The organism is Microbacterium sp. NPDC055910, assembly GCF_042271185.1.
GTDB lineage: Bacteria > Actinomycetota > Actinomycetes > Actinomycetales > Microbacteriaceae > Microbacterium.
The window spans coordinates 17639-41416 of record NZ_JBHJZS010000008.1 but is presented as its reverse complement, the minus strand read 5'-3'; the positions used below and the strand labels follow the sequence as shown (position 1 = coordinate 41416).

General features: G+C 68.5%; 21 protein-coding genes and 2 tRNA genes. 18 read left to right on the top strand and 5 right to left on the bottom strand.

Features of this window, described 5'->3' with window-relative positions; all coding sequences use genetic code 11:
• Positions 1-46: 46 nt before the first annotated feature.
• Positions 47-2611, bottom strand: a complete 2565-nt coding sequence (pepN, locus tag ACFC3F_RS05765; RefSeq protein WP_376127533.1) for an aminopeptidase N — start codon at positions 2609-2611, stop codon at positions 47-49.
• Between the two features lie 133 nt (positions 2612-2744).
• Here pepN and ACFC3F_RS05760 point away from each other — a divergent pair, with 133 nt between their 5' ends.
• The 8 genes from ACFC3F_RS05760 (at position 2745) to ACFC3F_RS05725 (ending at position 11317) form a co-directional block, all read left to right on the top strand.
• A complete protein-coding gene (locus tag ACFC3F_RS05760; RefSeq protein WP_376127532.1) occupies positions 2745-3929 on the top strand; it encodes a ferrochelatase in 1185 nt (394 codons plus the stop codon).
• Positions 3930-3958: 29 nt separating this feature from the next.
• Positions 3959-4495, top strand: a complete 537-nt coding sequence (locus ACFC3F_RS05755) for a ribose-5-phosphate isomerase (RefSeq protein ID WP_376127530.1) — start codon at positions 3959-3961, stop codon at positions 4493-4495.
• Positions 4495-5493: an Fpg/Nei family DNA glycosylase gene (locus ACFC3F_RS05750; protein ID WP_376127528.1), complete on the top strand. Its 999-nt coding sequence runs from the start codon at positions 4495-4497 to the stop codon at positions 5491-5493. Before ACFC3F_RS05755 ends, ACFC3F_RS05750 begins: the two co-directional genes overlap by 1 nt.
• A gap of 16 nt (positions 5494-5509) precedes the next feature.
• On the top strand, positions 5510-6160 hold the full coding sequence (locus ACFC3F_RS05745) for an FMN-binding negative transcriptional regulator (protein WP_376127526.1): 651 nt from the start codon (positions 5510-5512) through the stop codon (positions 6158-6160).
• Positions 6157-7653, top strand: coding sequence for an amidohydrolase (locus ACFC3F_RS05740; RefSeq protein WP_376127524.1), 1497 nt, complete (start codon positions 6157-6159; stop codon positions 7651-7653). The genes ACFC3F_RS05745 and ACFC3F_RS05740 overlap by 4 nt, the downstream gene beginning before the upstream one ends.
• Positions 7654-7738: 85 nt before the next feature.
• Positions 7739-9289 (top strand): multicopper oxidase family protein, encoded by a 1551-nt coding sequence (locus ACFC3F_RS05735; RefSeq protein WP_376127522.1) that lies wholly within the window; start codon positions 7739-7741, stop codon positions 9287-9289.
• Positions 9270-10634 (top strand): sensor histidine kinase, encoded by a 1365-nt coding sequence (locus ACFC3F_RS05730; protein WP_376127521.1) that lies wholly within the window; start codon positions 9270-9272, stop codon positions 10632-10634. The genes ACFC3F_RS05735 and ACFC3F_RS05730 overlap by 20 nt, the downstream gene beginning before the upstream one ends.
• A 20-nt stretch (positions 10635-10654) precedes the next feature.
• Complete coding sequence (locus tag ACFC3F_RS05725; RefSeq protein ID WP_376127519.1) at positions 10655-11317, top strand: response regulator transcription factor; 663 nt, start codon at positions 10655-10657, stop codon at positions 11315-11317.
• 151 nt (positions 11318-11468) lie between these two features.
• Here ACFC3F_RS05725 and ACFC3F_RS05720 read toward each other — a convergent pair whose 3' ends face one another.
• Positions 11469-11954: a Dps family protein gene (locus ACFC3F_RS05720; protein WP_376127517.1), complete on the bottom strand. Its 486-nt coding sequence runs from the start codon at positions 11952-11954 to the stop codon at positions 11469-11471.
• Positions 11955-12112: 158 nt separating this feature from the next.
• Between ACFC3F_RS05720 and ACFC3F_RS05715 the strand changes: the two genes are divergently transcribed.
• Both ACFC3F_RS05715 and ACFC3F_RS05710 read left to right on the top strand, forming a co-directional pair.
• Positions 12113-14257 carry an acyltransferase family protein gene (locus ACFC3F_RS05715; RefSeq protein WP_376127515.1) on the top strand — a complete coding sequence of 715 codons (2145 nt, stop codon included), beginning with the start codon at positions 12113-12115 and terminating at the stop codon, positions 14255-14257.
• A 9-nt stretch (positions 14258-14266) separates the two neighbouring features.
• Positions 14267-14803 (top strand): gamma carbonic anhydrase family protein, encoded by a 537-nt coding sequence (locus tag ACFC3F_RS05710; protein ID WP_376127514.1) that lies wholly within the window; start codon positions 14267-14269, stop codon positions 14801-14803.
• Positions 14804-14820: 17 nt separating this feature from the next.
• Here the strand turns inward: ACFC3F_RS05710 and ACFC3F_RS05705 are convergent, their stop codons facing one another.
• Positions 14821-15189, bottom strand: coding sequence for a hypothetical protein (locus ACFC3F_RS05705; protein ID WP_376127512.1), 369 nt, complete (start codon positions 15187-15189; stop codon positions 14821-14823).
• A 245-nt stretch (positions 15190-15434) separates the two neighbouring features.
• On the opposite strand from ACFC3F_RS05705, the gene ACFC3F_RS05700 reads away from it, so the two are divergent.
• The gene (locus ACFC3F_RS05700) at positions 15435-15698 is read left to right on the top strand and encodes a hypothetical protein (protein WP_376127510.1); all 264 of its coding nucleotides are present in this window, start codon (positions 15435-15437) and stop codon (positions 15696-15698) included.
• Positions 15699-16100: 402 nt separating this feature from the next.
• On the opposite strand, the gene ACFC3F_RS05695 is transcribed toward ACFC3F_RS05700, so the two are convergent.
• A tRNA-Gly gene (locus ACFC3F_RS05695) sits at positions 16101-16171 on the bottom strand.
• A 160-nt stretch (positions 16172-16331) separates the two neighbouring features.
• Between ACFC3F_RS05695 and ACFC3F_RS05690 the strand changes: the two genes are divergently transcribed.
• The 5 genes from ACFC3F_RS05690 to clpX all read left to right on the top strand — a co-directional run bounded on the left by ACFC3F_RS05690 (position 16332) and on the right by clpX (position 20768).
• Positions 16332-16405, top strand: a tRNA-Pro gene (locus tag ACFC3F_RS05690).
• Between the two features lie 85 nt (positions 16406-16490).
• Positions 16491-17933 (top strand): trigger factor, encoded by a 1443-nt coding sequence (gene tig, locus ACFC3F_RS05685; protein ID WP_376127508.1) that lies wholly within the window; start codon positions 16491-16493, stop codon positions 17931-17933.
• A 130-nt stretch (positions 17934-18063) separates the two neighbouring features.
• Positions 18064-18648 (top strand): ATP-dependent Clp protease proteolytic subunit, encoded by a 585-nt coding sequence (locus ACFC3F_RS05680; protein ID WP_376127506.1) that lies wholly within the window; start codon positions 18064-18066, stop codon positions 18646-18648.
• A 29-nt stretch (positions 18649-18677) separates the two neighbouring features.
• On the top strand, positions 18678-19343 hold the full coding sequence (locus ACFC3F_RS05675) for an ATP-dependent Clp protease proteolytic subunit (RefSeq protein WP_376127504.1): 666 nt from the start codon (positions 18678-18680) through the stop codon (positions 19341-19343).
• 156 nt (positions 19344-19499) lie between these two features.
• Positions 19500-20768 (top strand): ATP-dependent Clp protease ATP-binding subunit ClpX, encoded by a 1269-nt coding sequence (clpX, locus tag ACFC3F_RS05670; RefSeq protein ID WP_376127503.1) that lies wholly within the window; start codon positions 19500-19502, stop codon positions 20766-20768.
• A gap of 18 nt (positions 20769-20786) precedes the next feature.
• Here the strand turns inward: clpX and ACFC3F_RS05665 are convergent, their stop codons facing one another.
• Positions 20787-22838, bottom strand: coding sequence for a M3 family metallopeptidase (locus tag ACFC3F_RS05665; protein ID WP_376127501.1), 2052 nt, complete (start codon positions 22836-22838; stop codon positions 20787-20789).
• Positions 22839-22929: 91 nt separating this feature from the next.
• On the opposite strand from ACFC3F_RS05665, the gene ACFC3F_RS05660 reads away from it, so the two are divergent.
• Both ACFC3F_RS05660 and ACFC3F_RS05655 read left to right on the top strand, forming a co-directional pair.
• Complete coding sequence (locus tag ACFC3F_RS05660; protein WP_376127499.1) at positions 22930-23535, top strand: ArsR/SmtB family transcription factor; 606 nt, start codon at positions 22930-22932, stop codon at positions 23533-23535.
• Positions 23532-23774 carry a hypothetical protein gene (locus ACFC3F_RS05655; RefSeq protein WP_376127497.1) on the top strand — a complete coding sequence of 81 codons (243 nt, stop codon included), beginning with the start codon at positions 23532-23534 and terminating at the stop codon, positions 23772-23774. Before ACFC3F_RS05660 ends, ACFC3F_RS05655 begins: the two co-directional genes overlap by 4 nt.
• The last annotated feature ends 4 nt before the right edge of the window (positions 23775-23778 follow it).

Genomic DNA, 23778 nt, shown 5'->3' with positions numbered 1-23778 from the left:
TCGGCTTCGCCTGAGTGCGAGAGCCGAGGCATCCATGATCACGCGTCTACTCGGCGTCGCGATCCTGCACGTCGAGAGCGCGCTCGACGCCCGCGAGGTTCTCGGCGACGAGACGGCGCAGCGCCGGCGGCGCGTCCAGGTGCGACGCGAGCCATGCGCGCGTCGCGTCGCGCAGCTCGATGTCCGCGAGCGCGGCCGGGTAGAGCCCGAAGATCAGGTACTCCGCGATCTTGTACGTGCGCGATTCCCAGACCGGCAGCAGCATGTCGAAGTACGCCGGCACGAAGTCGCGCAGCAGATCCCGGCTCGCCGGGTTGCCGAATCCCAGAGCCGCCGCGCGCACGAGCGTGTTGGGCAGATCGTCGTTGCCGACGAGGGCATCCCACGCTGCGCGCTTGGCTTCGCCCGTGGGCAGCGCGGCCTTCGCCTGTGCGGCGAATTCCCCGCCCTTCGCCGTGTTGTCGCCGGCGAGTGCGGCGTCGATGTCCTCCGCCGTGACGAGACCCCCCGCGGCGAGCGAGACGAGCAGCTGCCAGGACAGGTCGGTGTCGATCTCGAGCCCCGTGAGCACGTCCTCGCCGTCCCGCAGCCGACGCACCTGCTCCCACTGCGCGGTCGTCGACGCGGCGGCGGCGAACGACGTCGCGAACTGCAGCTGGCTATCGCTGCCGGCCTCGGCGGTCGCGGCGAGCTGCCAGAGCGCGTCGGCGACCTTCTTCCGGGTGGCGTCGCGCGTCTCGGGTGCGACGTACGAGTTCGCCGCGAGCAGCAGCTGCGCCAGCGTCGTGCGGACCGTCGTCGATTCGGTCTCGGACGCGATGTTGCGCAGCACCAGGTCGACGTAGTCCGAGGCCGAGGCTTCGGCGTCGCGCGTCTGATCCCAGGCAGCGCCCCACACGAGCGAACGCGCGAGAGGGTCGTGGATCTTGCCGAGGTGGTCGATCGCCGTCTGCAGGGAACGCTCGTCGAGACGGATCTTCGCGTACGCGAGGTCGCCGTCGTTGAGCAGCACGAGATCGCCGCGTGAGACGCCCTTCAACTCGGGCACCTCGGTCAGATCTCCGTCGACGTCGAGCTCGAGATCGTGCACGCGGACGAGTGCGTCGTCCTGGAGCCGGTAGATGCCCACGCCGAGGCGGTGCGGCCGGATCGTGGGGTAGTCGGCGGGCGCGGTCTGGACGATCGCGAACCGCGTGATCAACCCGTCGACGTCGGTCACGATCTCGGGGGAGAGGGTGTTGACCCCCGACGTCTCGAGCCATTTGCGCGCCCATGTCGTCAGGTCGCGGCCGCTGGTCTCCTCGAGTTCGGCGAGCAGATCGCCGAACTCGGTGTTCGACCACTCGTGCTTCTTGAAGTATGCCGCGACGCCCGCGAAGAACTGCTCGATGCCGACCCAGGCGGCGAGCTGCTTGAGGACCGAGCCGCCCTTGGCGTATGTGATGCCGTCGAAGTTGACCTGCACGTCTTCGAGATCGGTGATCTCGGCGACGACGGGATGCGTCGAAGGCAGCTGATCCTGGCGGTAGGCCCAGGTCTTCTCCATCGCGTTGAACGTCGTCCACGCCTCGGTCCACTCCGTGGCCTCGGCGGTCGCGATCGTGGAGGCCCACTCCGCGAACGACTCGTTGAGCCAGAGGTCGTTCCACCACTTCATGGTGACGAGATCGCCGAACCACATGTGGGCGAGCTCGTGCAGGATCGTGACGACCCGGCGCTCCTTGACGGCGTCGGTCACCTTCGAGCGGAAGACGTACGTCTCGGTGAACGTGACGGCACCGGCGTTCTCCATCGCACCGGCGTTGAACTCGGGCACGAAGAGCTGGTCGTACTTCGCGAAGGGGTACGGGTAGTCGAACTTCTCCTCGAAGTACGCGAAGCCCTCACGCGTCTTGTCGAAGATGTAGTCGGCGTCGAGGTGCTGCCAGAGGCTCTTGCGGGCGTACACGCCGAGCGGGATGACACGACCCGACGTGCTCGTCAGCTCGGAGAACGTCGCCTCGTAGGGGCCCGCCACGAGCGCCGTGATGTACGACGAGATCGGCGGCGTCGACTCGAACGTCCACGTGGCCGTGCCGTCGCCGTGACGCTTCGGCTCGGGAGTGGGGGAGTTCGAGACGACCTTCCACGGTTCGGGAGCGGTCACGGTGAACTGGAACGTCGCCTTGATGTCCGGCTGCTCGAAGACGGCGTACATGCGCCGCGAATCGGGCACCTCGAACTGCGAATACAGGTAGACCTCGCCGTCGACGGGGTCGACGAAGCGGTGCAGGCCTTCGCCCGTGTTGGTGTAGAGGCAGTCGGCGTCGATGACGAGCTCGTTCTGAGCGGCGAGCTCCGTCAGCGCGATGCGCGAGTCGGCGAACGCCGAGACCGGCACGTCGCGCCCGTTGAGCGTGATCGAGTGCACCTCGCGCGCGATCAGGTCGATGAAGGTTTCGGCACCCTCGAGCGCGCCGAAACGGACGGTCGTGCGCGATCCGAAGACCTCGTCGCCCTTCGTGAGGTCGAGTGCGACGTCGTACGTGATCGCGTTCAGCGCGGTCGTCGAGGGGCGGATGACGGCGCGGCGTTCCTGCGCCTCGATCCGAGTGAGGTTCTCTCCAGGCACTGCGATGCTCCCGTGGTCTGTGGATCGGGTCGATGCCGGACGCGGGTGGCGACGGCGGCAACCCGAACAGCCTACGTCAGCGGGTCCGCGCTCCGCGGGCCGAGAACGCCTCGCACGCTGTCAGGATGGACGCATGACGATTCGCGAAGGCCAGCACGTTCCGTTCGCGTCGGATGCCGCGGCGTCCGGAGCCCCCCATGTCGAGACGCCCCTGGCCTATGACGGTCTGCTTCTGGCAGGCTTCGGCGGTCCGGAGGGACAGGACGACGTCATCCCGTTCCTGCGCAATGTCACCCGCGGTCGTGGGATCCCCGACGAACGCCTCGAAGAGGTCGCGCACCACTACCGCCACTTCGGCGGGATCAGCCCCATCAATGCGCAGAACCGGGCGCTCAAGGCGGCCCTCGAGGCCGAACTCGCCCGGCGCGGCATCGACCTGCCGGTGTACTGGGGCAACCGCAACTGGGCGCCGTACCTCGAAGAGGCGGTCACCGAGGCTGCGGCCGCCGGCGACACGACGCTGCTCGCGCTCGCCACGAGCGCCTACTCGTCGTTCTCGAGCTGCCGCCAGTACCGCGAGGACTTCGCACGCGTGCTGACGGCGACCGACCTCGCGGCATCCGTCACGATCGACAAGGTGCGCCAGTTCTTCGACCACCCGGGGTTCGTCACGCCCTTCATCGACGGCGTGCGCGACGCGGTCTCGGGTTTCCTCGCCGACGGCATCGACGCCGCAGCCGTGCGCGTGCTGTTCTCGACCCACAGCATCCCGACGGACGACGCCGAGCGGTCGGGACCGCGCGACGGTGATCTCGGACCGCTGGGCGCCTACCCCGCGCAGCATCTCGCCGTCGCCGAGGTCGTCATGGCCGCGGTCGCCGCCGAGATCCCCGCCGCGGCGACGGTCGGGTGGGAGCTGGTGTACCAGTCCCGCTCGGGTCCGCCCACGCAGCCCTGGCTCGAGCCGGACATCAACGACGTCATCGAGAAGCTGCCCGCCGACGGTGTCGCCGCCGTCGCGATCGTCCCGCTCGGGTTCATGAGCGACCACATGGAAGTGCTGTGGGACCTCGACACCGAGGCGATGGAGTCCGCCGAGGAAGCGGGTGTGCGCGCCGTCCGCACGCCGACCCCCGGCATCGACCCCGTCTTCGTCTCGGGCCTGATCGACCTCGTCGAAGAGCGGCTGCGGGGGACTCCCGCCGCTGATCGCCCCCACCTGACCGACCTCGGGCCGTGGCTCGACGTGTGCCGCCCCGCGTGCTGCGAGAACATCCGCGCGGGGTTCAAGCCGGCCGCCGCGGGAGTCGCGCCCTGACGCCGGTGCCCGTCCCTAGGATGGGTGCCATGCGCATCCACATCGCGACCGATCACGCCGGCCTCGAGTTCTCCACGCAGCTCCAGCACCACCTCGCAGAGAAGGGCCACGAGGTCGTCGACCACGGCCCGATCGAGTACGACGCCGTCGATGACTACCCCTCGTTCTGCATCCGGGCGGCGCAGGCCGTCGCGCGGGACCAGGCCGACGGCGTCGAGACGCTCGGCGTCGTCTTCGGAGGTTCGGGCAACGGCGAGCAGATCGCGGCCAACAAGGTGCGCGGCATCCGCGCGGCGCTCGTGTGGAGCATCGCGACGGCAGAACTCGCCCGTGAGCACAACGACGCGAACGTCATCGCGATCGGCGCCCGCCAGCACACGTTCGACGAGGCGACGACCTTCATCGACCGCTTCATCGCGACCCCGTTCCCGGGAGATGAGCGTCACGTGCGCCGGATCGGGCAGATCGCCGCGTTCGAGATCGACGGATCGCTCGAACCCGACCCCCGTGCCGCGATCGCCGTCGGCGGCGAGTCCGCCGACGCGATGGACCCCGAGGCGGGCTGATGCCCGAGGGGCATTCCGTCCACCGCATCGCCCGTCAGTTCGACCGCAATTTCGTGGGGCGCATCGTCGCCGCCTCGAGCCCTCAGGGTCGCTTCGCCGACGGAGCAGCGGTGATCGACGGTCGCACGGTGACCGCCGTCCGTGCCGTCGGCAAGCAGATGTTCCTCGAGTTCGACGACGGCATCTGGCTGCGCGTGCATCTGGGCATGTACGGCGCATGGGACTTCGCGGGCGAGATCGTCGCGGATGCCACGATCGCGGCCGCCAACGGACGCATGGGGCAGACGAATCAGCGCGGCACCACCGACGCCGAGCCGATCATGGATGCCGCGGGCGAGAACTCGCTGACATCGATCGGCGCTCCCCGCCGTGCGCGCGTGCACGTGCGCATGTCCGAGCAGACGACGGGCCTGTCCGGCGAAGACGACGAGTGGCCGCCGCCGGTCGTCGGGCAGGTGCGGCTGCGGCTGCTGACCGACACGACGTGCGCCGATCTGCGCGGGCCGACGGCGTGCGCGCTGCAGACGCCCGACGAGATGGCGGCGACCATCGCGAAGCTCGGCCCCGACCCGCTCGTCGACGACGTCGCCGAGGGGGAAGAGCGATTCGTCGCCGTCGTGCGCCGCAAGCCCACCCCGATCGGGCTGCTCCTCATGGACCAGGCGGTCGTGAGCGGCATCGGCAACGTCTACCGCGCCGAGATGCTGTTCCGCGCCCGCCAGAACCCGCACACTCCGGGTCGTGACGTGCCCGAAGAGACCGTGCGCGAGCTCTGGCGCGATTGGGTCAGGCTGCTGTCGATCGGGGTCGAGACCGGTCAGATGATGACGATGGACGACCTGAGTGCCGACGAATGGCGCGCCGCCATGGCCAGCCGCGACGACCGCCACTGGGTCTACCACCGGGCGGGGCTTCCGTGTCGCATCTGCGGCACGTCCGTCGTCGTCGAAGAGGCGGCCGGTCGCAAGCTCTACTGGTGCCCGAATTGTCAGCGGTGAAACCTAAGCTGAGGGGATGCGTCAGAACCCGAGCTTCGCGATGACCGACCTCGCCGAGCTGCGACGACTCATCGACGAGAATCCGTGGGTCACCCTCGTGAGCAAGACCGATGACGGCCTCGTGGCGTCCCACTACGCCGTACTGCTGGACGACACGCGCGACGACCTCACGATCGTGGGCCACGTCGGTCGTCCCGACGATCTGATCCACGGCCTCGGCGAGCGGGAGCTGCTCGTGGTCGTCCAAGGTCCGCACGGATACATATCGCCCGGGTGGTACGACGGCGGCACCCAGGTGCCGACCTGGAACTTCGTCTCGGCACACCTCACCGGCATCCCCGAGATCCTCTCGCACGACGAGAATCTGAGCGTGCTCGACGGGCTCGTCGAGCGGTTCGAACGGGGGATGCCGCAGCCCCGGCTGATGTGGGAGCCGCCGAACGATCCCGCCGCGGTCGAACGTCTGGCGAAGGGGACCGTCGGCTTCCGGCTGACGCCGTCGAAGGTCGTCGCCAAGCGCAAGCTGAGTCAGAACAAGTCGACCGACGTGGTCGAGACGATCATCGCCGAGCTGGCGGGAGACGCGCCGTGGGCGAATCCGTCACTCGCCGCCGAGATGCGTCGCGCGCACGACGCGATGGCCGCGGCCCGCGGAGCGGGAGCATGAAGGGCGCGCGGATCGCGACGATCGCGAACGCCCGCATCGCCGGTGCCGGGCGCGAGTTGCTTCCCGATGAGGGGCCCGTCGACGTCTTCGTCTCAGACGGGCGCATCGCCGACATCGCCCCGGCGGGTGCTCTGGCGCACCGAGGCGAGACGCTTCACGCCGACGGGTCCTGGCTCGTGCCCGGGCTGTGGGACCACCATGTGCACGTCGTGCAGTGGGCACTCGTCGCGCAGCGAGAAGCACTCGGCGCCGCCGCGAGCGCGCGCGAGGCGGCACGAATCATGGGGAGTGCGCCGGTCCTCGCCGACGGACGACGCGTGGGCGTCGGTTTCCGCGACGCCCTCTGGCCGGACGCACCGACGCGCGAGATGCTCGACGCCACGACCGGCGACATCCCCACCTACCTCATCAACGCCGACGTGCACAGCGTGTGGCTCAACTCCGCCGCCCTGCGCCGTGAGGGCCACCCGCCGGACGGCGACGGCATGCTCCGCGAGGAGCCCGCCTTCGAGATCTCCCGCCGGCTCAACGCCGTCGACGCGGCCGTGGCCGACGACCTCGTCGCCGCGATGGCGCGGGATGCCGCCTCCCGCGGTGTCGTCGGCGTCGTCGATCTCGACATGTCGTGGAACGAGGACGCGTGGGTACGTCGTCTGGCATCGGGGTTCGACACGCTGCGTGTCGAGTACGGCATCTACCCGCAGTTCCTCGACCGCGCGATCGCCGACGGGCTGCGCACCGGCGACGTCGCCCGCGGGGCGGCATCCGATCTCGTTCGCGTCGGCCCGCTCAAGGTCATCACCGACGGCTCGCTCGGCACGCGCACCGCCGCCTGTTCGCATGCCTACCCCGAGGACCCGTCCCACCGCGGTCTGCTCACGGTCGACCCCGGCACACTGCGGAGCCTCATGACGCGTGCGACCGGGGCGGGCATCGCCTGCGCGATCCACGCGATCGGTGACGTCGCGAACTCGCACGCGCTCGACGCGTTCGCGGCGACGGGAGCGTGGGGCACGATCGAGCATGCCCAGCTCGTCGCGCACGCCGACATCCCGCGGTTCGGTCGCCTCGGCGTCGGGGCGAGCGTGCAGCCCGAGCATGCGATCGACGACCGTGACATGACCGACGCGATCTGGGCCGGCCAGACGGCGCTGCCCTACCCGCTGCGCGCGCTCGCCGACACGGGCGCGAACCTGCTGTTCGGGTCGGATGCTCCCGTCGCGCCGCTCGACCCGTGGGCGGCGATGGCCGCCGCCGTCTTCCGCAACCGCGACGGCCGTGAGCCGTGGCGTCCCGAGGAGGGTGTCGATCGCGCGACGGCATTGGCGGCATCGACACACGGCGGCTCGGCGAAGGGCGCACGCATCGAGGTGGGCGCCGTCGCGGACCTCGCGCTGACCGAGCACGATCCGCTCGAGGCGACCGAGGCGCAGCTGCGTGGCATGCGCGTGGCGGCGACGCTGCTCGCCGGACGCGTGACGCACGCGGGGTAGGCGGCGGAGGGCGGGGGCTGTCCCCCCGATACCTTCGGATGCTGCTCGGATGCCGCGGGACGCACGTTCTCGCGACGCTGGATGAGTGTCCACAGCTTCGCCCACGCCACCCGTCTCACCCGCGCCGTCACCGCACCGGCGCCGTAGGCGTCTGCTCGCCGTGCTCGTCGCGGTGCCCCTCGTGGCGGCGGTCGCGACGGGCTGCCTGTGGGCGCTGACCGAGGTCGGTCGCACGGCGCCCCCCGCCGCCGGCACGACGACGTTCGACACCGAACTCGCGATCCCGCCGCTGGACGAAGGCCGTATGGAAGACGGCGTGCGCGTGTTCGACCTCGTCGCGCAGGAGGGGGCGAGCGACATCGTCTCGCAGGGGACGACGCGGACGCTCGGCTACAACGGCGCACATCTGGGTCCGACGCTCGCCGCGCAGCGCGGCGAATCGGTGCGGGTCGATGTCACGAATGAGCTCGGCGACCCCACGACCGTGCATTGGCACGGCATGCACGTGCCCGCAGCGATGGACGGGGGACCGCACAACACCATCGCGTCGGGCGGTTCGTGGCGCGCCGAGTGGACCGTCGACCAGCCGGCAGCGACCCTCTGGTACCACCCGCACCTGCACGGGCGGACGCGTGAGCAGGTCGACGCAGGCCTGGCGGGTCTGTTCCTGCTGCGCGATGACGAGGAAGCCGGGCTCGATCTGCCGCGCACCTACGGCATCGACGACGTGCCGCTCATCGTGCAGGATCGCCGCTTCCACAGCGACGGCTCCTTCGACGGACGGGTCGGGACGACCTTCGACGGTGCGCTCGGGGACACGATCCTCGTCAACGGCACGGCATCGCCGTACCTCGAGGTCACGACACAGCGTGTGCGGCTGCGGATCGTCAACGGGTCGAGCGCCCGCATGTACCACTTCGCCTTCGCCGACGACCGCGTCTTCCAGCTGATCGGGACGGACGGCGGACTTCTGGATGCACCGGTCGATGCCACCGGCATCCCGCTGTCTCCCGGAGAGCGTGCCGAGATCGTCGTCCACGTCACGGCCGGGGAGCGGATCGTGCTCGGGTCGACGTCGCCCGATCCGCAGCTGCACGCGGGCGCGGACTCGTTCGACGTCCTGGAGCTGCGCGCCGCGGCATCCCTCGCGCCGTCGCCGGATGTGCCCGACAGACTCGTGATACTGCCCGCCGTCGCGGCCGAGGACATCGCCGCAGAGCGGACGTTCGAGCTGTCCGGGCACAACATCAACGACCGGCAGATGGACATGGGCCGCGTCGACCACGTCTCCATCGTCGACACGAACGAGCTGTGGACGGTGCGCAACATCAATCCGCTCCCGCACTCGTTCCACGTCCACGACACGCAGTTCCGCATCGTCGACGTCGACGGCGCACCGCCGCCCGCCCGTCTCGCGGGGTGGAAGGACACGATCGCTCTCGAGTGGAGACGCGAATACCGCCTGCTCGTGCGATTCAGCGACCATGCCGACCCCACGACGCCGTACATGTACCACTGCCACCTGCTGTGGCACGAGGACCAGGGCATGATGGGACAGTTCCTGGTCGTCGAACCGGGCCAGACACCGGCCCTGAAGCGTCCCGAAGGAGACAGCGATGACCACCACGACCACTGACGTCCGCCCGGCCCGACGAGGGTTCTGGGCCGGCTACGGCTCGCTGTGGAAGCACGTTCCGGGAAGCGCCGTCTATCTGATCGCCGTCTTCGCGGTCGCGATGGCATCGATCAGCGTCCTCGTGCCGCTGTTCGCGGCGGGCGCCGGTCTCATCGTCCTCGTCGTCGGTCTGCCGATCATCGTCCTGTCGCTCGTCGTCGCCCGCGGATTCGGCGTCGCCGATCGCTTCATCCTGCGATTGACGGGGCTGCCTGCCATCGAGGAGCCCGTCTGGAGCCGTGATCGGCCGGATCAGAACGGGTTCTGGATGACGGTGACCCGGCCGATCCGGAATGTGCGGTACTGGCTCTCGCTCGTCCACGGCACGATCGTGAATCCCGTCGTGAGCGCAGCGACGTTCTCGGTCACGATCGCGTGGCTGAGCGTGAGCCTGGGCGGGCTCACCTATTGGTTCTGGAGTGTGTTCGTGCCTCGCGAGGGCGCGCCGTGGGGCGAGTACGTCGCCGACGCGCTGCCGTGGCTGTTCGGCGGGTGGGACGGGCGCGTCGTGGAGTCCGTGCTCTACCTCCTGGCCGGAGCGCTGTTCACGATCACCCTGCCGTGGGTGATGCGAGGACTCGCGGTCGTGCACCACGCCATCGCGGCGGGCATGCTCGGCCGGTGGCGTTCGGACGACCTCGCCGACGAGGTGCGCGCCGAAGCGGCAGCGCGCGGAGCCGCCGTGCACGCGGAGGATGTCGCCCTACGCCGACTCGAGCGCGACATCCACGACGGACCCCAGCAGCGGCTCGTGCGTCTGCAGATGGACCTCGCCGCCCTCGAGCGCCGGGCCGAAGCGGGCGACGCGGATGCTGCCGCCGATCTCGCCCGTGAGGCTCGCACGCACGCCAAGGCCGCTTTGGACGAACTGCGGGCTCTGTCCAGCGGAGTCGCGCCGCCGCTCCTGCAGGACCGCGGCCTGTCCGCAGCGCTCGCCGCCGTCGCAGCGGCGACGCCCCTCACCGTGCACGTCGATCTCGCGCCGGATCTGGACACGGCTGTGACCCCCGAGGTCGCCCGCACCGTGTACTTCACGGTGTCCGAGCTCATCACGAACGCGATCAAGCACGCACGAGCCACCGCTGTGACGCTGCGCGCCGTCGTGCGACCCGCGACACCGGACACGCTCGCGATGCTCGACGTGTGGGTCGTCGACAACGGTGCCGGGGGCGCACGGATCACCTCCGGCCACGGTCTCGAGGGCCTGCGTGAGCGGACGGCGGGGCTGCGCGGTCACTTCGTGGTGGACAGCCCGGTCGGCGGTCCCACGTCGGTCGGCGTGCACATCCCGATCGCCGGGCCGTGATCCGTGCCTATCCTGAACGGATGAGTTCCGCCCCCGACCGCCCCGCCCGGGTCGTCCTCGTCGAGGACTCCGTTCTGCTCCGCGAAGGGCTCGTGCGTCTCTTCGACGAGGCCGGTTACGTCACGGCCGGCGCGTTCGGTGATGCCGAGGACATCGTCGCTCGTGTCGCTGCCGCCGATGCCGACGTCGCGATCCTCGATGTGCGGCTCCCACCCGGTTTTCGAGACGAGGGGATCCGCGCCGCCCTGGCGCTGCGCGCGGCTCTGCCCCGTGTCGGCATCCTCGTCCTCAGTCAGTACGTCGAAGGCGTGTACGCGCGCGAACTGCTCGCGGGCGGCGACGGGAGTGTCGGCTACCTGCTGAAGGACCGTGTCACCTCACTCGAGGAGTTCACGGATGCTGTCGAGCGCGTGCGCGCCGGAGGTACGGTGCTCGACCAGGACGTCGTTCGCCAGCTCATCGCCGCGCGGCCCGATCCTGTCTCATCGCTCACGCGCCGTGAACGCGACGTGCTCGAGCTCATGGCGGAGGGTCGCAGCAACGGCACGATCGCGCAACGGCTGTTCATCGGCGTGGGCGCCGTCGAGAAGAACGTGCGGGCGATCTTCCAGAAGCTCGGCCTCGAGGATTCCGGGTCCGACCATCGCCGCGTGCTCGCCGTACTGGCGTTCCTTCAGCGATAGGGGCCGGCACGCGAACGGGGCCGAGGCCCGAAGGCCCCGACCCCGTCATCGAGTAGCGCCGCCGGCGCGTGCACCCGGTCATCGAGTAGCGCCGCCGGCGTGTGCACCCGGTCATCGAGTAGCGCCGCAGGCGCGTATCGAGATGTCGCGCCTACTCGGCCAGGTGCGCGAAGAGGAACCAGCGGTCCTTCTCGAGCGTCTCCTTGATGGCGATCGCGACGTCCTGGCTCGTCAGATCGATCTCGTCGAGGCCGTCGATGGCCGACTGCGTGTCGGCGATCACCCGGTCCATGTCGGTGATGACGTTGCGGATGAGCGCTTCCCACTGGGTGAATCCCGCCGGGACGGCGGTCGTGGCGGTCTTCTCCGCGATCGTCGCGACACGCGCATCGACCGGCAGGCCGAGAGCGACGATGCGCTCCGCGGCCTGGTCGGCGCCGGCCTGCGCGTTGGCGACGACCGAATCGAGAAGCTCGTGGATCGCGATGAAGTTCGTGCCGCGCACGTTCCAGTGCGCCTGCTTGCCGTTCACAGCGAGGCCCTGAAGCCCGAGGACCACGGGGGTGAGGAACTGAGCGGTCGCAGCGGCGACGGTGGGGTCGGCAGCGGTCGCGGGGGTCGTGTTCGTCTTGGTCATGTCTCTCGCCTCCATACAGGTCGGATGCTGCGCGCCCGCGCAGGTGTTCCAACGAATCCAACGCTACTCAACCGGCATCATTCCGCAAGCAAGAGAAGGCTCCGCTAACCGCGCGGAGCCTGCGCGGCAAGCGCGGCTGTCTCGACTAACGTCGAGGCGTGCCTTCTGCCGATCATGATCTCGGTCCCCAAAACCTGCGCAAGCCCTCACGCGTGGTGCTGCGTCAGCCGGACGACCGCTCGCCGGAGCACGCCGAACCGTCCCGGTTCCTGCCGCACGTGCAGGGCCTGCGCGCCATCGCCGTGCTGTTCGTCGTGCTCTACCACTTCTGGCCGGCGAGGCTCTCGGGTGGCTACGTCGGCGTCGACATCTTCTTCGTCATCTCGGGCTTCCTCATCACGGGGCACATCATGCGGGAGCTCACCGCGACGGGCACAGTGCGTCTCGGGCAGTTCTGGGCCCGCCGTGCGCGACGTCTGCTGCCGGCATCCCTGCTCGTGCTGCTCGTGTGCGCTCTCGCGGCCGCGACCCCGTATCTGACGCCGACGTCGGCTCTGCCGAATGAAATTCAGGAGATCCTCGCCTCGACGTTCTACGTCGAGAACTGGTTCCTCGCGCTCACCTCGGCGGACTACCTCAACCACGCGGGCGATCCGACGACGGTCCAGCACTACTGGACGCTGTCGCTCGAAGAGCAGTTCTACGTCATGTGGCCGCTCATCATGCTGCTCGGCGCATGGATGGGCGTGAAGCTCTTCCACGGCGCGCGGCGACGCGCCGTGCTCGTGACCCTCGGCGTCGTGACGGTCATCTCGTTCATCTTCTGCGTCGTCTTCACGATCACCGACCCCGCGCCGGCGTACTTCGTGACTTTCGGGCGCATGTGGCAGTTCGGCGTCGGAGCACTCGTCGCGCTCATCCCGATGCTGCGGGTGCGCCATGCGCTGGGCAGTTTCGTCCTGGGCTGGGGCGGCGTGCTCCTGCTGCTGTACGTGGCCTTCGAGTTCGACGCGCAGACGCCGTTCCCGGGCTATATGGCGGTGCTGCCGACGCTCGGCGCCGCAGCCATCATCGCGGCATCCAATACCGATCGCTGGTGGTATCCGACGCGCATCCTGTCTCTGCGCCCCGCCCAGTTCGTCGGCGACATCTCGTACTCGCTGTACCTGTGGCACTGGCCGCTCATCGTCATCGCGCCGTCCGTGCCGTTCTGGGGACTCACGATCTATCACCGGGTCGCCCTGCTCGTGCTGTGCTTCGTGCTCGCGTGGCTGACGAAGATCTTCGTCGAGGACCCGGCGCGCAGCTGGAAGGTGCTCACCTCGCGTCCCGCGCGCGTGACGCTGTGGTCGTCGCTCGCCGCGATGCTGCTCGTGGCCGGCACGGCTGTCGGCGCGTGGGCGATCAACGCCCCGGCCTACGATTCAGGCGTGCGCGAGATCGCCGAGCTGCGCGAGAACCCCCCGGAGTGCTTCGGAGCGGCGGTCGTGCTCGACGACGCGTGCGGCGAGACGGATGCGGGGGACACGATCCTGCCCGCGCCGGGCTTCGCGGGCATCGATCGTCCGGGGGATCCCCAGTGCTTCATCCAGCTGAACGACGCCCGGCCCGTGTCGTGCGAGTTCGGGTCGGACGACCCGGATGCCCCGCGGATCGCTCTCGTCGGCGACAGTCACGCCTATCAGCTGCTGTCGACGTTCCAGAGGATGGCCGACGACAACGGCTGGCACCTCACGACCTGGTTCAAGGGCGCGTGCCCGTGGAGCACGACGCCGCTGTCGACTCCCGGAGCGTTCGGCGAGGCGTGCACCGAATGGCGCGATGGTGTGCGGGCGGCGCTGGGTGACCGCGATATCGACGCCGTCTTCACCGCCGCGATCGCGACGACGCCCTACGCCTCGGCCGGCTACGACTCGTCGTTCGACGCGGCCGTCGCGGGGTATCGGGGCGCGTGGGGAGAGGTGCTCGATCGCGGCATCCCCGTCATCACCGTCGTCGACAACCCCGTGTGGGAGACGGACCCCAACAAATGCCTGCGCACGCGGGCGCAAGCGGATTGCGACGGACCCCGGTCGGAGCTGCTCGTCGCCGAGGATCCGCTGCGCGAGGCGGCATCCGGGATCGAAGGGGTCACGCTGCTCGACTTCACCGACGTGTTCTGCGATGACGCGAGGTGCTGGCCCGTCGTCGGAGGTGCCAACATCTACCGCGATCAGGACCACCTCACGGTGACGTTCGCCGACACGCTCGCGCCGGCGTACACGGCGGCGATCGAGGACGCACTCGCGGCACGAGCGCAATAGGGTCGGATCATGACCGTTGCCGAAGGTGCCTCCATCCTGTCCGTCGGCGGCTCCGCGCCGCAGCTCGACCCGTCGGCCTTCGTCGCCGCCGGCGCCCGCGTGATCGGCGCCGTGACCCTCGGCCCGGGCGCGAGCGTCTGGTACAACGCCGTGCTGCGCGCAGACGGCGACACGATCACGGTCGGGCAGGGCAGCAACCTGCAGGACAACGTCTCGGTGCACGTCGATCATGGCTCGCCCGTCGTGATCGGCGAGAACGTGTCGGTCGGCCACAACGCCGTCGTTCACGGCTGCACGATCGAAGACGGCTCGCTCATCGGGATGGGCTCGGTTGTGCTGTCGGGCGCCGTGATCGGGGCGGGCTCGCTCGTCGCTGGGGGAGCCGTCGTGCTGGAAGGGATGATCGTGCCACCCGGATCGCTCGTGGCAGGAGTGCCCGCGAAAGTACGACGCGAGCTCACCGCCGAGGAGCGCGACGGCATCCTGCGAAACGCCGACGCCTACCGCGCACACACCGCCGAGCACGAAGGCGCTGCTCCCGCCTGAGGCCTTCGGTCGGCGCTTCAGACGCTCGCAGGCCAGGTGCCGGCGACCCCGACGATCGCGGCGGCGAGGATCACGATCCAGGCGAAGAAGGTGTGGACGACCTGTCGCCGACCCCGCTTGACGCGCTTATCGAACTCTGTGGCGAGACGGTCGGCTTCGGCCTTGTAGTGGATGAACCGCTCGTCATGCGACGCGCGGCGCTCGTGTGCCGTTTCGCCCACGAGTGGTTCGCGCAGAGCCTGTTCGGCGGGGGCCAACTCGTCGCGGTACTTTCTTCCGGCCGCGTCGATCTCAGAATCCCACGAGCGCCACGCCGCACCGAGGGTGAACACCTGATAGGCGCTGCCGATGAGCCAGAGCCACGCAGCCACGAAGGTCAAAGTCACTGCTGGATGCTAGCGGCTACGGCACGTCGAGCTGGCGCGCGAGCTGTACGCGGCAGCGCATCCCAGACTCAGTCCGCCTCTCGTGGGGCGCTCCTGATCACCAGTCTCTGATGCTGACGCTCGGTCACGTCGGGAGGTCGAACACCGGCAACACGGTGGTAGCGGCGCTGGGGGACGCTATCTCGACGGCAGCGACTGTCTGGTGGCTCTACCTGTAGGTGATCGTCTAGCTCTAGAGTCGCGGCATGAGTCGCCCGCTCCCTGAACGCTCCGGATTCGCGATCGCCCTGGCCGTCGGTTCAGCCATTACATGCATTGGCAGCGCGATTTACGTCATGATGCTCGCCATCAAGCTGGCGGAGTCCGGCTCGGCAGACGGATCGGACATCTTCGGCATCGTCATCTTCGCCCTGCTCGCGATCATCATGGGCGCCCAGGCGATCATCTGGTCCCGAACTGCTCCCCAGAATCGAGCTTCCTCACGAGGCGAGCCGGTGACGCCCGAGTGATTCGTCGCGTGAAAGACCTAGTGCGCGCTGATACGGCCGCCCGGGTCGCACGCAACTAGCCGCAAGCGACCCGTTGGGAACTCGCGGCGACGAAGCGGCACGAGCCGCGCGTTCCACACATCGCGGAGGAGCCGAACGCGGTGCTCGCGAGTGCGATGGATACCCCCTCGGGCGACGCTTTTCGGCGCACCTGTTGGCACGCGGGTGGCGCGACCGGAGCTGCCAGAGGCAGTGGAGAGGCGCAAACTCCCACGAGTTTCCGAGGGAGATGGAATGGAGTGGCTGATGGGAATCGTCCCCACCGCCCTCCGCGGCGGGGGCCCACCCGCAAGCGACCCGCTTCCTACGGCACCCACGCAAAAGCTCCGCCGCACCGCCTACGGCGGCACGTCGGAGCTTCGGAGGGGCTGACGGGAATCGAACCCGCATCATTAGTTTGGAAGACTAAGGCTTTACCACTAAGCTACAGCCCCGCTGCCGGCGGAATCCCGCCAGCTGTCGCGACGGCAAGCCGCGACGTCGACCAGTCTAACGGAATCGATCGGCCGCTCATGACACGCGGAAGGAGCGAACCGCGAGGGTCGGCTAGACTTCTCAGGGCCGTTTCGTGTCCGCATACGTGCGCGACCTGCCCGGGGCGTAGCTCAGCTTGGTAGAGCGCCCGCTTTGGGAGCGGGAGGTCGCAGGTTCAAATCCTGTCGCCCCGACGTCACGACCCCGCTCGGGGATCCGAGACCCCAGACCTTCATCCGCCGCGGCCGAGTGCGGTCCAAACGAGGAGAACGAACAGGCATGGTCAACAGCACCGTCGAGAAGCTCAGCCCCACCCGGGTCAAGCTCAACATCACGGTCAGCCCGGACGAGCTCAAGCCGAGCATCGCGCACGCGTATGAGCACATCGCGAAGGACGTCCAGATCCCGGGATTCCGCAAGGGCAAGGTCCCCGCGCCGATCATCGACCAGCGCATCGGACGCGTTGCGGTGCTCGAGCACGCGGTGAGCGACGGGCTCGACGGCTTCTTCCGTGACGCCGTCGCCGCGAACGAGCTGCGCGTCATCGGACGCCCGAACGCCGAGGTCACCGAGTGGCCGAACGAGAAGGACTTCTCGGGTGACCTCGAGGTCACGATCGAGGTCGACGTGCGCCCCGAATTCGAGCTGCCCGCCTTCGACACCATCACCGTCGAGGTCGACGCCGTCGAGACCGACGAGGCAGCCATCGACGAGGAGCTCGACCGTCTGCGGGGCCGGTTCGGCACCCTCATCGCGGTCGACCGCCCCGCCGCGACCGGTGACTTCGTCGAGCTGGACCTGGTCGCCACGATCGGCGACACCGAGATCGACCGCGCCGAGGGCGTGTCGTACGAGGTCGGATCGGGCGAGCTGCTCGAGGGCATCGACGAGGCCGTCGACTCCCTCACCGCCGGTGAGGACACGACCTTCCGCTCGAAGCTCGTCGGAGGAGACCACGCCGGTGAAGAGGCCGAGGTCTCGGTCACGGTCACGGCGGTCAAGGAGCGCGAGCTGCCCGACGCGGACGACGACTTCGCCCAGATGGCGAGCGAGTTCGACACGATCGCCGAGCTGCGCGAGAGCCTCGCCGAGCGCGTCGGTCAGCAGTCGGTCTTCGCGCAGGGCGCGGCCGCTCGCGACAAGTTCATCGAGAAGCTGATCACCGAGATCGACATCCCCGTTCCCGCTCAGCTCATCGAGGACGAGGTGCACAACCACCTCGAGGGCGAGAATCGTCTCGACGACGACGTGCACCGCGCCGAGGTCGCCGAGGCGAGCGAGAAGCAGTTCAAGACGCAGATGCTGCTGGACAAGCTCGCCGAAGAGTCCGACGTGCAGGTCTCGCAGGAAGAGCTCACGCAGTACCTCATCCAGTCGGCTTCGCAGTACGGCATGGCGCCGCAGGAGTTCGTCAACGCCCTGCAGGAGGGCAACCAGCTGCCCGCCATGGTCGGCGAGGTCGCCCGCAACAAGGCGCTCGCTGTCGCTCTCGGCAAGGTCACCGTCGTCGACACGAACGGCAAGCCCGTCGACCTGACCGGTTTCGTCGCCGTCGAGGACGAGCCGGCTGCTGAGGAAGACGTCGTCGAAGAGGCGCAGGAGATCGCGGATGCCGCAGCCGACGCTGACGAGGTGATCGAGGCCGAAGAGGCCGAGAAGCCCGCGAAGAAGGCGGCGGCCAAGAAGGCACCGGCCAAGAAGAAGGCCGCTGACAAGGAGTAAGTCGCGTTCGCGACACGAAGGGTGGATGCTGCGGCATCCACCCTTCGTCTTTGCCCAGGGCGAACACGCGCGGGTCGCCGGCGGCGCGCCGGTAGATTCGATGCGACGACCACGGAATCAGGAGTGTCACATGGCCGAACCACTTGTCGCGACGAGCGTCTTCGACAGGCTGCTGAAGGACCGCATCATCTGGCTGGGGTCGGAGGTGCGCGATGAGAACGCCAACGAGATCTGTGCGAAGATCCTGCTGCTCGCCGCCGAGGACTCCGAGAAGGACATCTACCTCTACATCAACTCGCCGGGCGGCTCGATCACCGCCGGTATGGCGATCTACGACACGATGCAATTCGTGCCCAACGACATCGTGACGGTGGGCATCGGCATGGCGGCGTCGATGGGCCAGCTGCTGCTGACCGCCGGCACGAAGGGCAAGCGCTACATCACGCCCAACGCCCGCGTCCTGCTGCACCAGCCGCACGGCGGCTTCGGCGGAACGGCGAGCGACATCCAGACGCAGGCGCAGCTGATCCTCGACATGAAGAAGCGACTCGCCGAGATCACGGCGGCCCAGACCGGCAAGACGGTCGAGCAGATCAACGCCGACGGCGACCGCGACCGCTGGTTCCGTGCCGACGAAGCGCTCGAGTACGGCTTCGTCGACCACATCCGCGAATCGGCCACCGACGTCATCGGCGGCGGCGGAACCGCGAACTGACCCGGCTGACGGCGAAAGAGAGAAACCGAATGCACACCCCGACTGTCGGCATCCCGCAGGGACTTCACATGCCCAGCAGCCGCTACGTCCTGCCTCAGTTCGAAGAGCGCACGGCCTACGGCTACAAGCGTCAAGACCCGTACAACAAGCTCTTCGAGGACCGCGTCATCTTCCTCGGCGTGCAGGTCGACGATGCGTCGGCCGACGATGTCATGGCGCAGCTGCTCGTGCTCGAGTCGCAGGATCCTGACCGCGACATCATCATGTACATCAACTCGCCCGGTGGGTCGTTCACGGCCATGACGGCGATCTACGACACGATGCAGTACGTCTCGCCGCAGATCCAGACCGTCGTGCTGGGTCAGGCCGCCTCCGCCGCGGCCGTGCTGCTCGCCGCGGGTGCACCCGGCAAGCGGCTCGCGCTGCCGAACGCGCGCATCCTGATCCACCAGCCTGCGATGGGTGAGGCGGGGCACGGCCAGGCCTCGGACATCGAGATCCAGGCGCAGGAGATCATGCGCATGCGGACGTGGCTCGAGGCGACGCTCGCGCACCACTCGAACAAGCCCGTCGAAGAGGTGCACAAGGACATCGATCGCGACAAGATCCTTTCGGCCGAAGAGGCTCTCACGTACGGCCTCGTCGACCAGGTGCTCACGACTCGCAAGCGCGGTCAGGCCGCCATCACGAGCTAGGGGATGCCACGCAGCCCCGCCGTCCGGAAGATTCGGGCGGCGGGGCTGCGTCGTCGGTGCGGGCTTCCATTTGCCGCGTAGCAATCCCGCGTCATGTCCTACCTTGCGGTTAGGCTCGGAGAACGGCCGGAATCGGTCCGACAGAGGAGGAGCGTCATGGCACGCATCGGTGAGAGCGCCGACCTGTTCAAGTGCTCTTTCTGCGGAAAGAGCCAGAAACAGGTGCAGCAGCTCATCGCGGGCCCCGGCGTCTACATCTGCGACGAGTGCGTCGAGCTGTGCAACGAGATCATCGAAGAGCGCATGGCGGAGTCCTCGTCGGGCGTCGTGTCCGACTTCGATCTGCCGAAGCCCCGCGAGATCTTCGACTTCCTCGAGGAGTACGTCGTCGGGCAGGAAGACGCCAAGCGCGCTCTGTCCGTCGCGGTCTACAACCACTACAAGCGCGTGCGGGCCCACGGCACGCTGCAGTCCGCAGAGCAGCGCGCCGAAGAGATCGAGATCGCCAAGAGCAACATCCTGCTCCTCGGTCCGACCGGCTGCGGCAAGACCTACCTCGCGCAGACGCTCGCGAAGCGCCTGAATGTTCCGTTCGCGGTCGCCGATGCGACGGCTCTCACCGAGGCCGGCTATGTCGGTGAAGACGTCGAGAACATCCTGCTCAAGCTGCTGCAGGCGGCCGACTTCGATACGAAGCGCGCCGAGACGGGCATCATCTACATCGACGAGGTCGACAAGATCGCGCGCAAGGCCGAGAACCCCTCGATCACGCGCGATGTGTCGGGGGAGGGCGTCCAGCAGGCGCTGCTGAAGATCCTCGAGGGCACCGTCGCGTCCGTGCCGCCGCAGGGCGGGCGCAAGCACCCGCACCAGGAGTTCATCCAGATCGACACGACGAACGTGCTCTTCATCGTCGCGGGCGCATTCGCCGGGCTCGAAGAGATCATCTCGGCGCGCGTCGGCAAGCACGGTGTCGGCTTCGGCGCCCCGCTGCACAACAAGGGCGACGACCTCACGCTGTTCAGCGAGGTCCAGCCCGAGGATCTGCACAAGTTCGGGCTCATTCCCGAGTTCATCGGGCGGCTCCCCGTCGTGGCATCCGTCACCCCGTTGGATCGAGCGGCGCTCATGGAGATCCTCACCGAGCCCAAGAACGCGCTCGTCAAGCAGTATCAGCGCATGTTCGAACTCGACGACGCGACCCTCGAGTTCGATGTCGAGGCGCTCGAGGCGATCGCCGACCTCGCCGTAGCACGCAAGACGGGCGCACGCGGACTCCGTGCGATCCTCGAGGACGTGCTCGGTCCGATCATGTTCGAGATCCCCTCGACCGACGACATCGACAAGGTCGTCATCACGCGCGCCGCCGTCGAAGACGGAGCGACCCCCACGCTCGTGCTGCGAGAGAAGCGCAAGAGCGCCTGACCCACGGGTGTCGCCACGTCAAGTGGTGAGACCGCGCCGTTCGAGCAACGGCTCGATCCGCGCGTCGCGGCCACGGAAGTCGCGGTACGCCTCGAGCGGGTCCTTCGAACCGCCGACGCCCAGCAGGCGCTCACGGAACCGGTCGCCGTTGGCGCGGGTGAGGCCGCCGTTCTCGCGGAACCATTCGACGGTGTCGGCGTCGAGCACTTCGCTCCAGATGTACGAGTAGTACCCGGCGCTGTATCCGCCCGCGAAGATGTGCGCGAAGTACGCGGAGGAGTACCGCGGGGGGATCTCCGGCAGGCCGAGTCCGATGTCGGCGAGAGCGGCCTGCTCGAAGGCGGAGATGTCACCGATCTCGGCGGCCTGCTCGGGCGTGAGCGAGTGCCAGGCCTGATCGATCCAGGCTGCCGCGAGGTATTCGCTCGTCGCGAAGCCCTGGTTGAACGTGCCCGAGGTCGTGAGCTTGTCGACCGCATCGGCGGGCAACGGCTCGTCGGTGTCGATGTGCCGCGCGTAGGACGCCAGGATCTGGGGCCAGTAGATCCACATCTCGTTGACCTGGCTGGGGAACTCGACGAAGTCGCGGAAGACGTTCGTTCCCGCGAAGTGCGGATAGGTCACCGTCGCGAACAGCCCGTGCAGTGCGTGACCGAACTCGTGGAAGAGGGTCGTCACCTCGTCGAGGGTGAGCAGCGTGGGCTCGCCGGGCGACGGCTGCGAGACATTGAGGTTGTTCACGACGATGGGCGCCGTGCCGCGCAAGCGGGACTGGAGCACGATCGAGTTCATCCACGCACCGCCGCGCTTGGTGTCGCGCGTATAGAGGTCGAGGACGTACAGCCCGAGCACCGAGCCGTCGGTGTCGTGCACCTCGAACACCCGCGCCTCGGGGTGGTAGGCCCGCACGTCGTGGCGCTCCACGAACGTGACGCCGTACAGCTCGGTGGCCGCGCGGAAGACGCCCTCGTGCAGCACGCGCTCCGCTTCGAACCACGGGCGCAGAGCCGCCGTGTCGAGGTCGTACCGTGCGGCTCGCACACGCTCGGTATAGAACGCCCAGTCGTGCGCTTCCAGAGCGAACGGCTCGGGCCCGTCGGCGATGATCGCCTGCAGGTCGGCGCGCTCCCGCCTCGCGTTGCGTGCGGCGGGCATCGCGAGGCTTCGCAGCAGGTCGTGCACGGCGGCGGGGGAGCCGGCGGTCTCGTCCGAGGTCACATACTCGGCGTGCGTCTCGAAGCCGAGCAGCCGGGCACGCTCGGCGCGCAGGGCGACGATCTCCCGGAGCACATCACTGTTGTCGTGCTCGTTGCCGCGGCATCCGCGTGCACGGGAGGCCTCCATGATCCGGCGCCGGGACTCGCGGTCGGTGAGCGAAGCGAGGTAGGGGTGACCCGTGAACAGGGGCAGCGTCACGACGTACGCACCCTCGAGCCCCCGATCGCGCGCGGTCCGCGCCGCGGCCGACAGCTCTCCTTCGCTCAGGCCCGCGAGCTCTTCTGCGTTGTCGAAGACGACGGCGAGGTCGTTGGTATCGGCGAGGAGATTCTTCTCGAAGATCGTCGTGAGCACCGACAGCCGCGTGTTGATCTCGGTGAGCCGAGCCTTCGCTTCGTTGTCGAGCCCCGCTCCGGCGCGCGACATCTCGCGGTAGCGCCGCTCGACGAGATAGCGCTGCTCGGGCGTGAGGTCGAGATCGTCCAGGTCGTCGTGCAGTGTGCTGATGCGCCAGAAGAGCTGGGCGTCGAGCTGGATCGCGTCCTGGTGGGCTGCCATGAGCGGAGCGAGCGTCTCTTCGATCTGCTGGATCTCGTCGGTGGCGTCGGCCGAGGAGACCGTGTAGAACGCGTGGGCGACGTCGGCGAGCAGTGCGCCACTGGATTCGAGCGCCACCAACGTGTTCTCGAAGGTCGGCATCGAGCGCACGCGTGTGATCGCGTCGATTTCGGCACGATGCGTCGCGAAGGCTTCCTCGAAGGCCGGGAGGTAGTGCTCGGGTCTGATCGCCCCGTAGTCGGGCAGGCCGAAGGGGAGCGAAGACGGCGAGAGCAGCGGATTGTCAGAGGCCATGCGCTCAACGATAGCCCGGACGCCGAGAATGCCCGCGAGTCTTTGCAAAGAGACACTTGCAAAGACCTCTTTGCATCATTACTCTCGAAACATGGTCGAGAAGATGAAGGATGCCGCACCGCACGAGCGCGTCGACCGCGTGCTCGACGTCGGTGCGTTGCGTGCCCTCGCTCACCCGCTGCGCGTGCGCATCTACGACATCCTCAGCCAGTTCGGCCCGCAGACGGCGAGCTCTTTGGCCGATCGACTGGGGGAGTCCAGCGGTGCCACGAGCTATCACCTACGCGCCCTCGCCAAGCACGACCTCATCCGTGAGATCGAAGGACACGGCACGGGTCGCGAGCGGTGGTGGGAGCGACCCCAGGGCTCGATCACGATGACGAACCCGAGCACCGTGAAGACGCCCGCCGGGCGTGCGGCGACCGAAGTCGTGGTGGGCGAGTTCTATCGTCAGCGCGAAGAGCAGCTGCGGGCGTACCTGCACGCGAGTCTTCGTGCCGACCCCGAGACGTGGAAGTCACTGCTCACGTCGACGACCGCGAACCTCACCGAAGCGCAGTTCACCGAACTCGCCGACAGCGTGCGGCAGCTCATCGATGAGACCGTCGAGAAGTACCGCGACCAGACCGGACCCGGCGTGCGGCTGTTCAGTATCCGCACCGACATCTTTCCCATCGACGAGGCAGATCCGTCATGACCACGATGCCCACACCCTGCTCCCACCTCGCTCCGACGCGCTTCGAGCGTCTCCTGCTCGGCCTCGCTGCGAGACTCGAAGGCGTCGCGAGCACGCGCGCGACACGACGCGCCGCTCGTGGAGCCGCGCTCCCCGCGCAGATTGCCGCTCGTCGAGCCGCGCTCGCGCTGCAGATCGCCGCGAGTGACCGGCGCACCGACGCACAAGCGGCCAGCGGCATCGGGATGCTGCCGCGATGACGCC

What these genes read in the sequence shown, in the direction of transcription:
- tig (WP_376127508.1), top strand. Translation starts at nt 16,491, where the DNA reads ATGGTCAACAGCACCGTCGAGAAGCTCAGCCCCACCCGGGTCAAGCTC.
- ACFC3F_RS05745 (WP_376127526.1), top strand. Translation starts at nt 5,510, where the DNA reads ATGCGTCAGAACCCGAGCTTCGCGATGACCGACCTCGCCGAGCTGCGA.
- ACFC3F_RS05660 (WP_376127499.1), top strand. Translation starts at nt 22,930, where the DNA reads ATGGTCGAGAAGATGAAGGATGCCGCACCGCACGAGCGCGTCGACCGC.
- clpX (WP_376127503.1), top strand. Translation starts at nt 19,500, where the DNA reads ATGGCACGCATCGGTGAGAGCGCCGACCTGTTCAAGTGCTCTTTCTGC.
- ACFC3F_RS05710 (WP_376127514.1), top strand. Translation starts at nt 14,267, where the DNA reads ATGACCGTTGCCGAAGGTGCCTCCATCCTGTCCGTCGGCGGCTCCGCG.
- ACFC3F_RS05720 (WP_376127517.1), bottom strand. Translation starts at nt 11,954, where the DNA reads ATGACCAAGACGAACACGACCCCCGCGACCGCTGCCGACCCCACCGTC.
- ACFC3F_RS05760 (WP_376127532.1), top strand. Translation starts at nt 2,745, where the DNA reads ATGACGATTCGCGAAGGCCAGCACGTTCCGTTCGCGTCGGATGCCGCG.
- ACFC3F_RS05755 (WP_376127530.1), top strand. Translation starts at nt 3,959, where the DNA reads ATGCGCATCCACATCGCGACCGATCACGCCGGCCTCGAGTTCTCCACG.
- ACFC3F_RS05665 (WP_376127501.1), bottom strand. Translation starts at nt 22,838, where the DNA reads ATGGCCTCTGACAATCCGCTGCTCTCGCCGTCTTCGCTCCCCTTCGGC.
- ACFC3F_RS05725 (WP_376127519.1), top strand. Translation starts at nt 10,655, where the DNA reads ATGAGTTCCGCCCCCGACCGCCCCGCCCGGGTCGTCCTCGTCGAGGAC.
- ACFC3F_RS05740 (WP_376127524.1), top strand. Translation starts at nt 6,157, where the DNA reads ATGAAGGGCGCGCGGATCGCGACGATCGCGAACGCCCGCATCGCCGGT.
- ACFC3F_RS05750 (WP_376127528.1), top strand. Translation starts at nt 4,495, where the DNA reads ATGCCCGAGGGGCATTCCGTCCACCGCATCGCCCGTCAGTTCGACCGC.
- ACFC3F_RS05675 (WP_376127504.1), top strand. Translation starts at nt 18,678, where the DNA reads ATGCACACCCCGACTGTCGGCATCCCGCAGGGACTTCACATGCCCAGC.
- ACFC3F_RS05730 (WP_376127521.1), top strand. Translation starts at nt 9,270, where the DNA reads ATGACCACCACGACCACTGACGTCCGCCCGGCCCGACGAGGGTTCTGG.
- ACFC3F_RS05700 (WP_376127510.1), top strand. Translation starts at nt 15,435, where the DNA reads ATGAGTCGCCCGCTCCCTGAACGCTCCGGATTCGCGATCGCCCTGGCC.
- ACFC3F_RS05680 (WP_376127506.1), top strand. Translation starts at nt 18,064, where the DNA reads ATGGCCGAACCACTTGTCGCGACGAGCGTCTTCGACAGGCTGCTGAAG.
- ACFC3F_RS05655 (WP_376127497.1), top strand. Translation starts at nt 23,532, where the DNA reads ATGACCACGATGCCCACACCCTGCTCCCACCTCGCTCCGACGCGCTTC.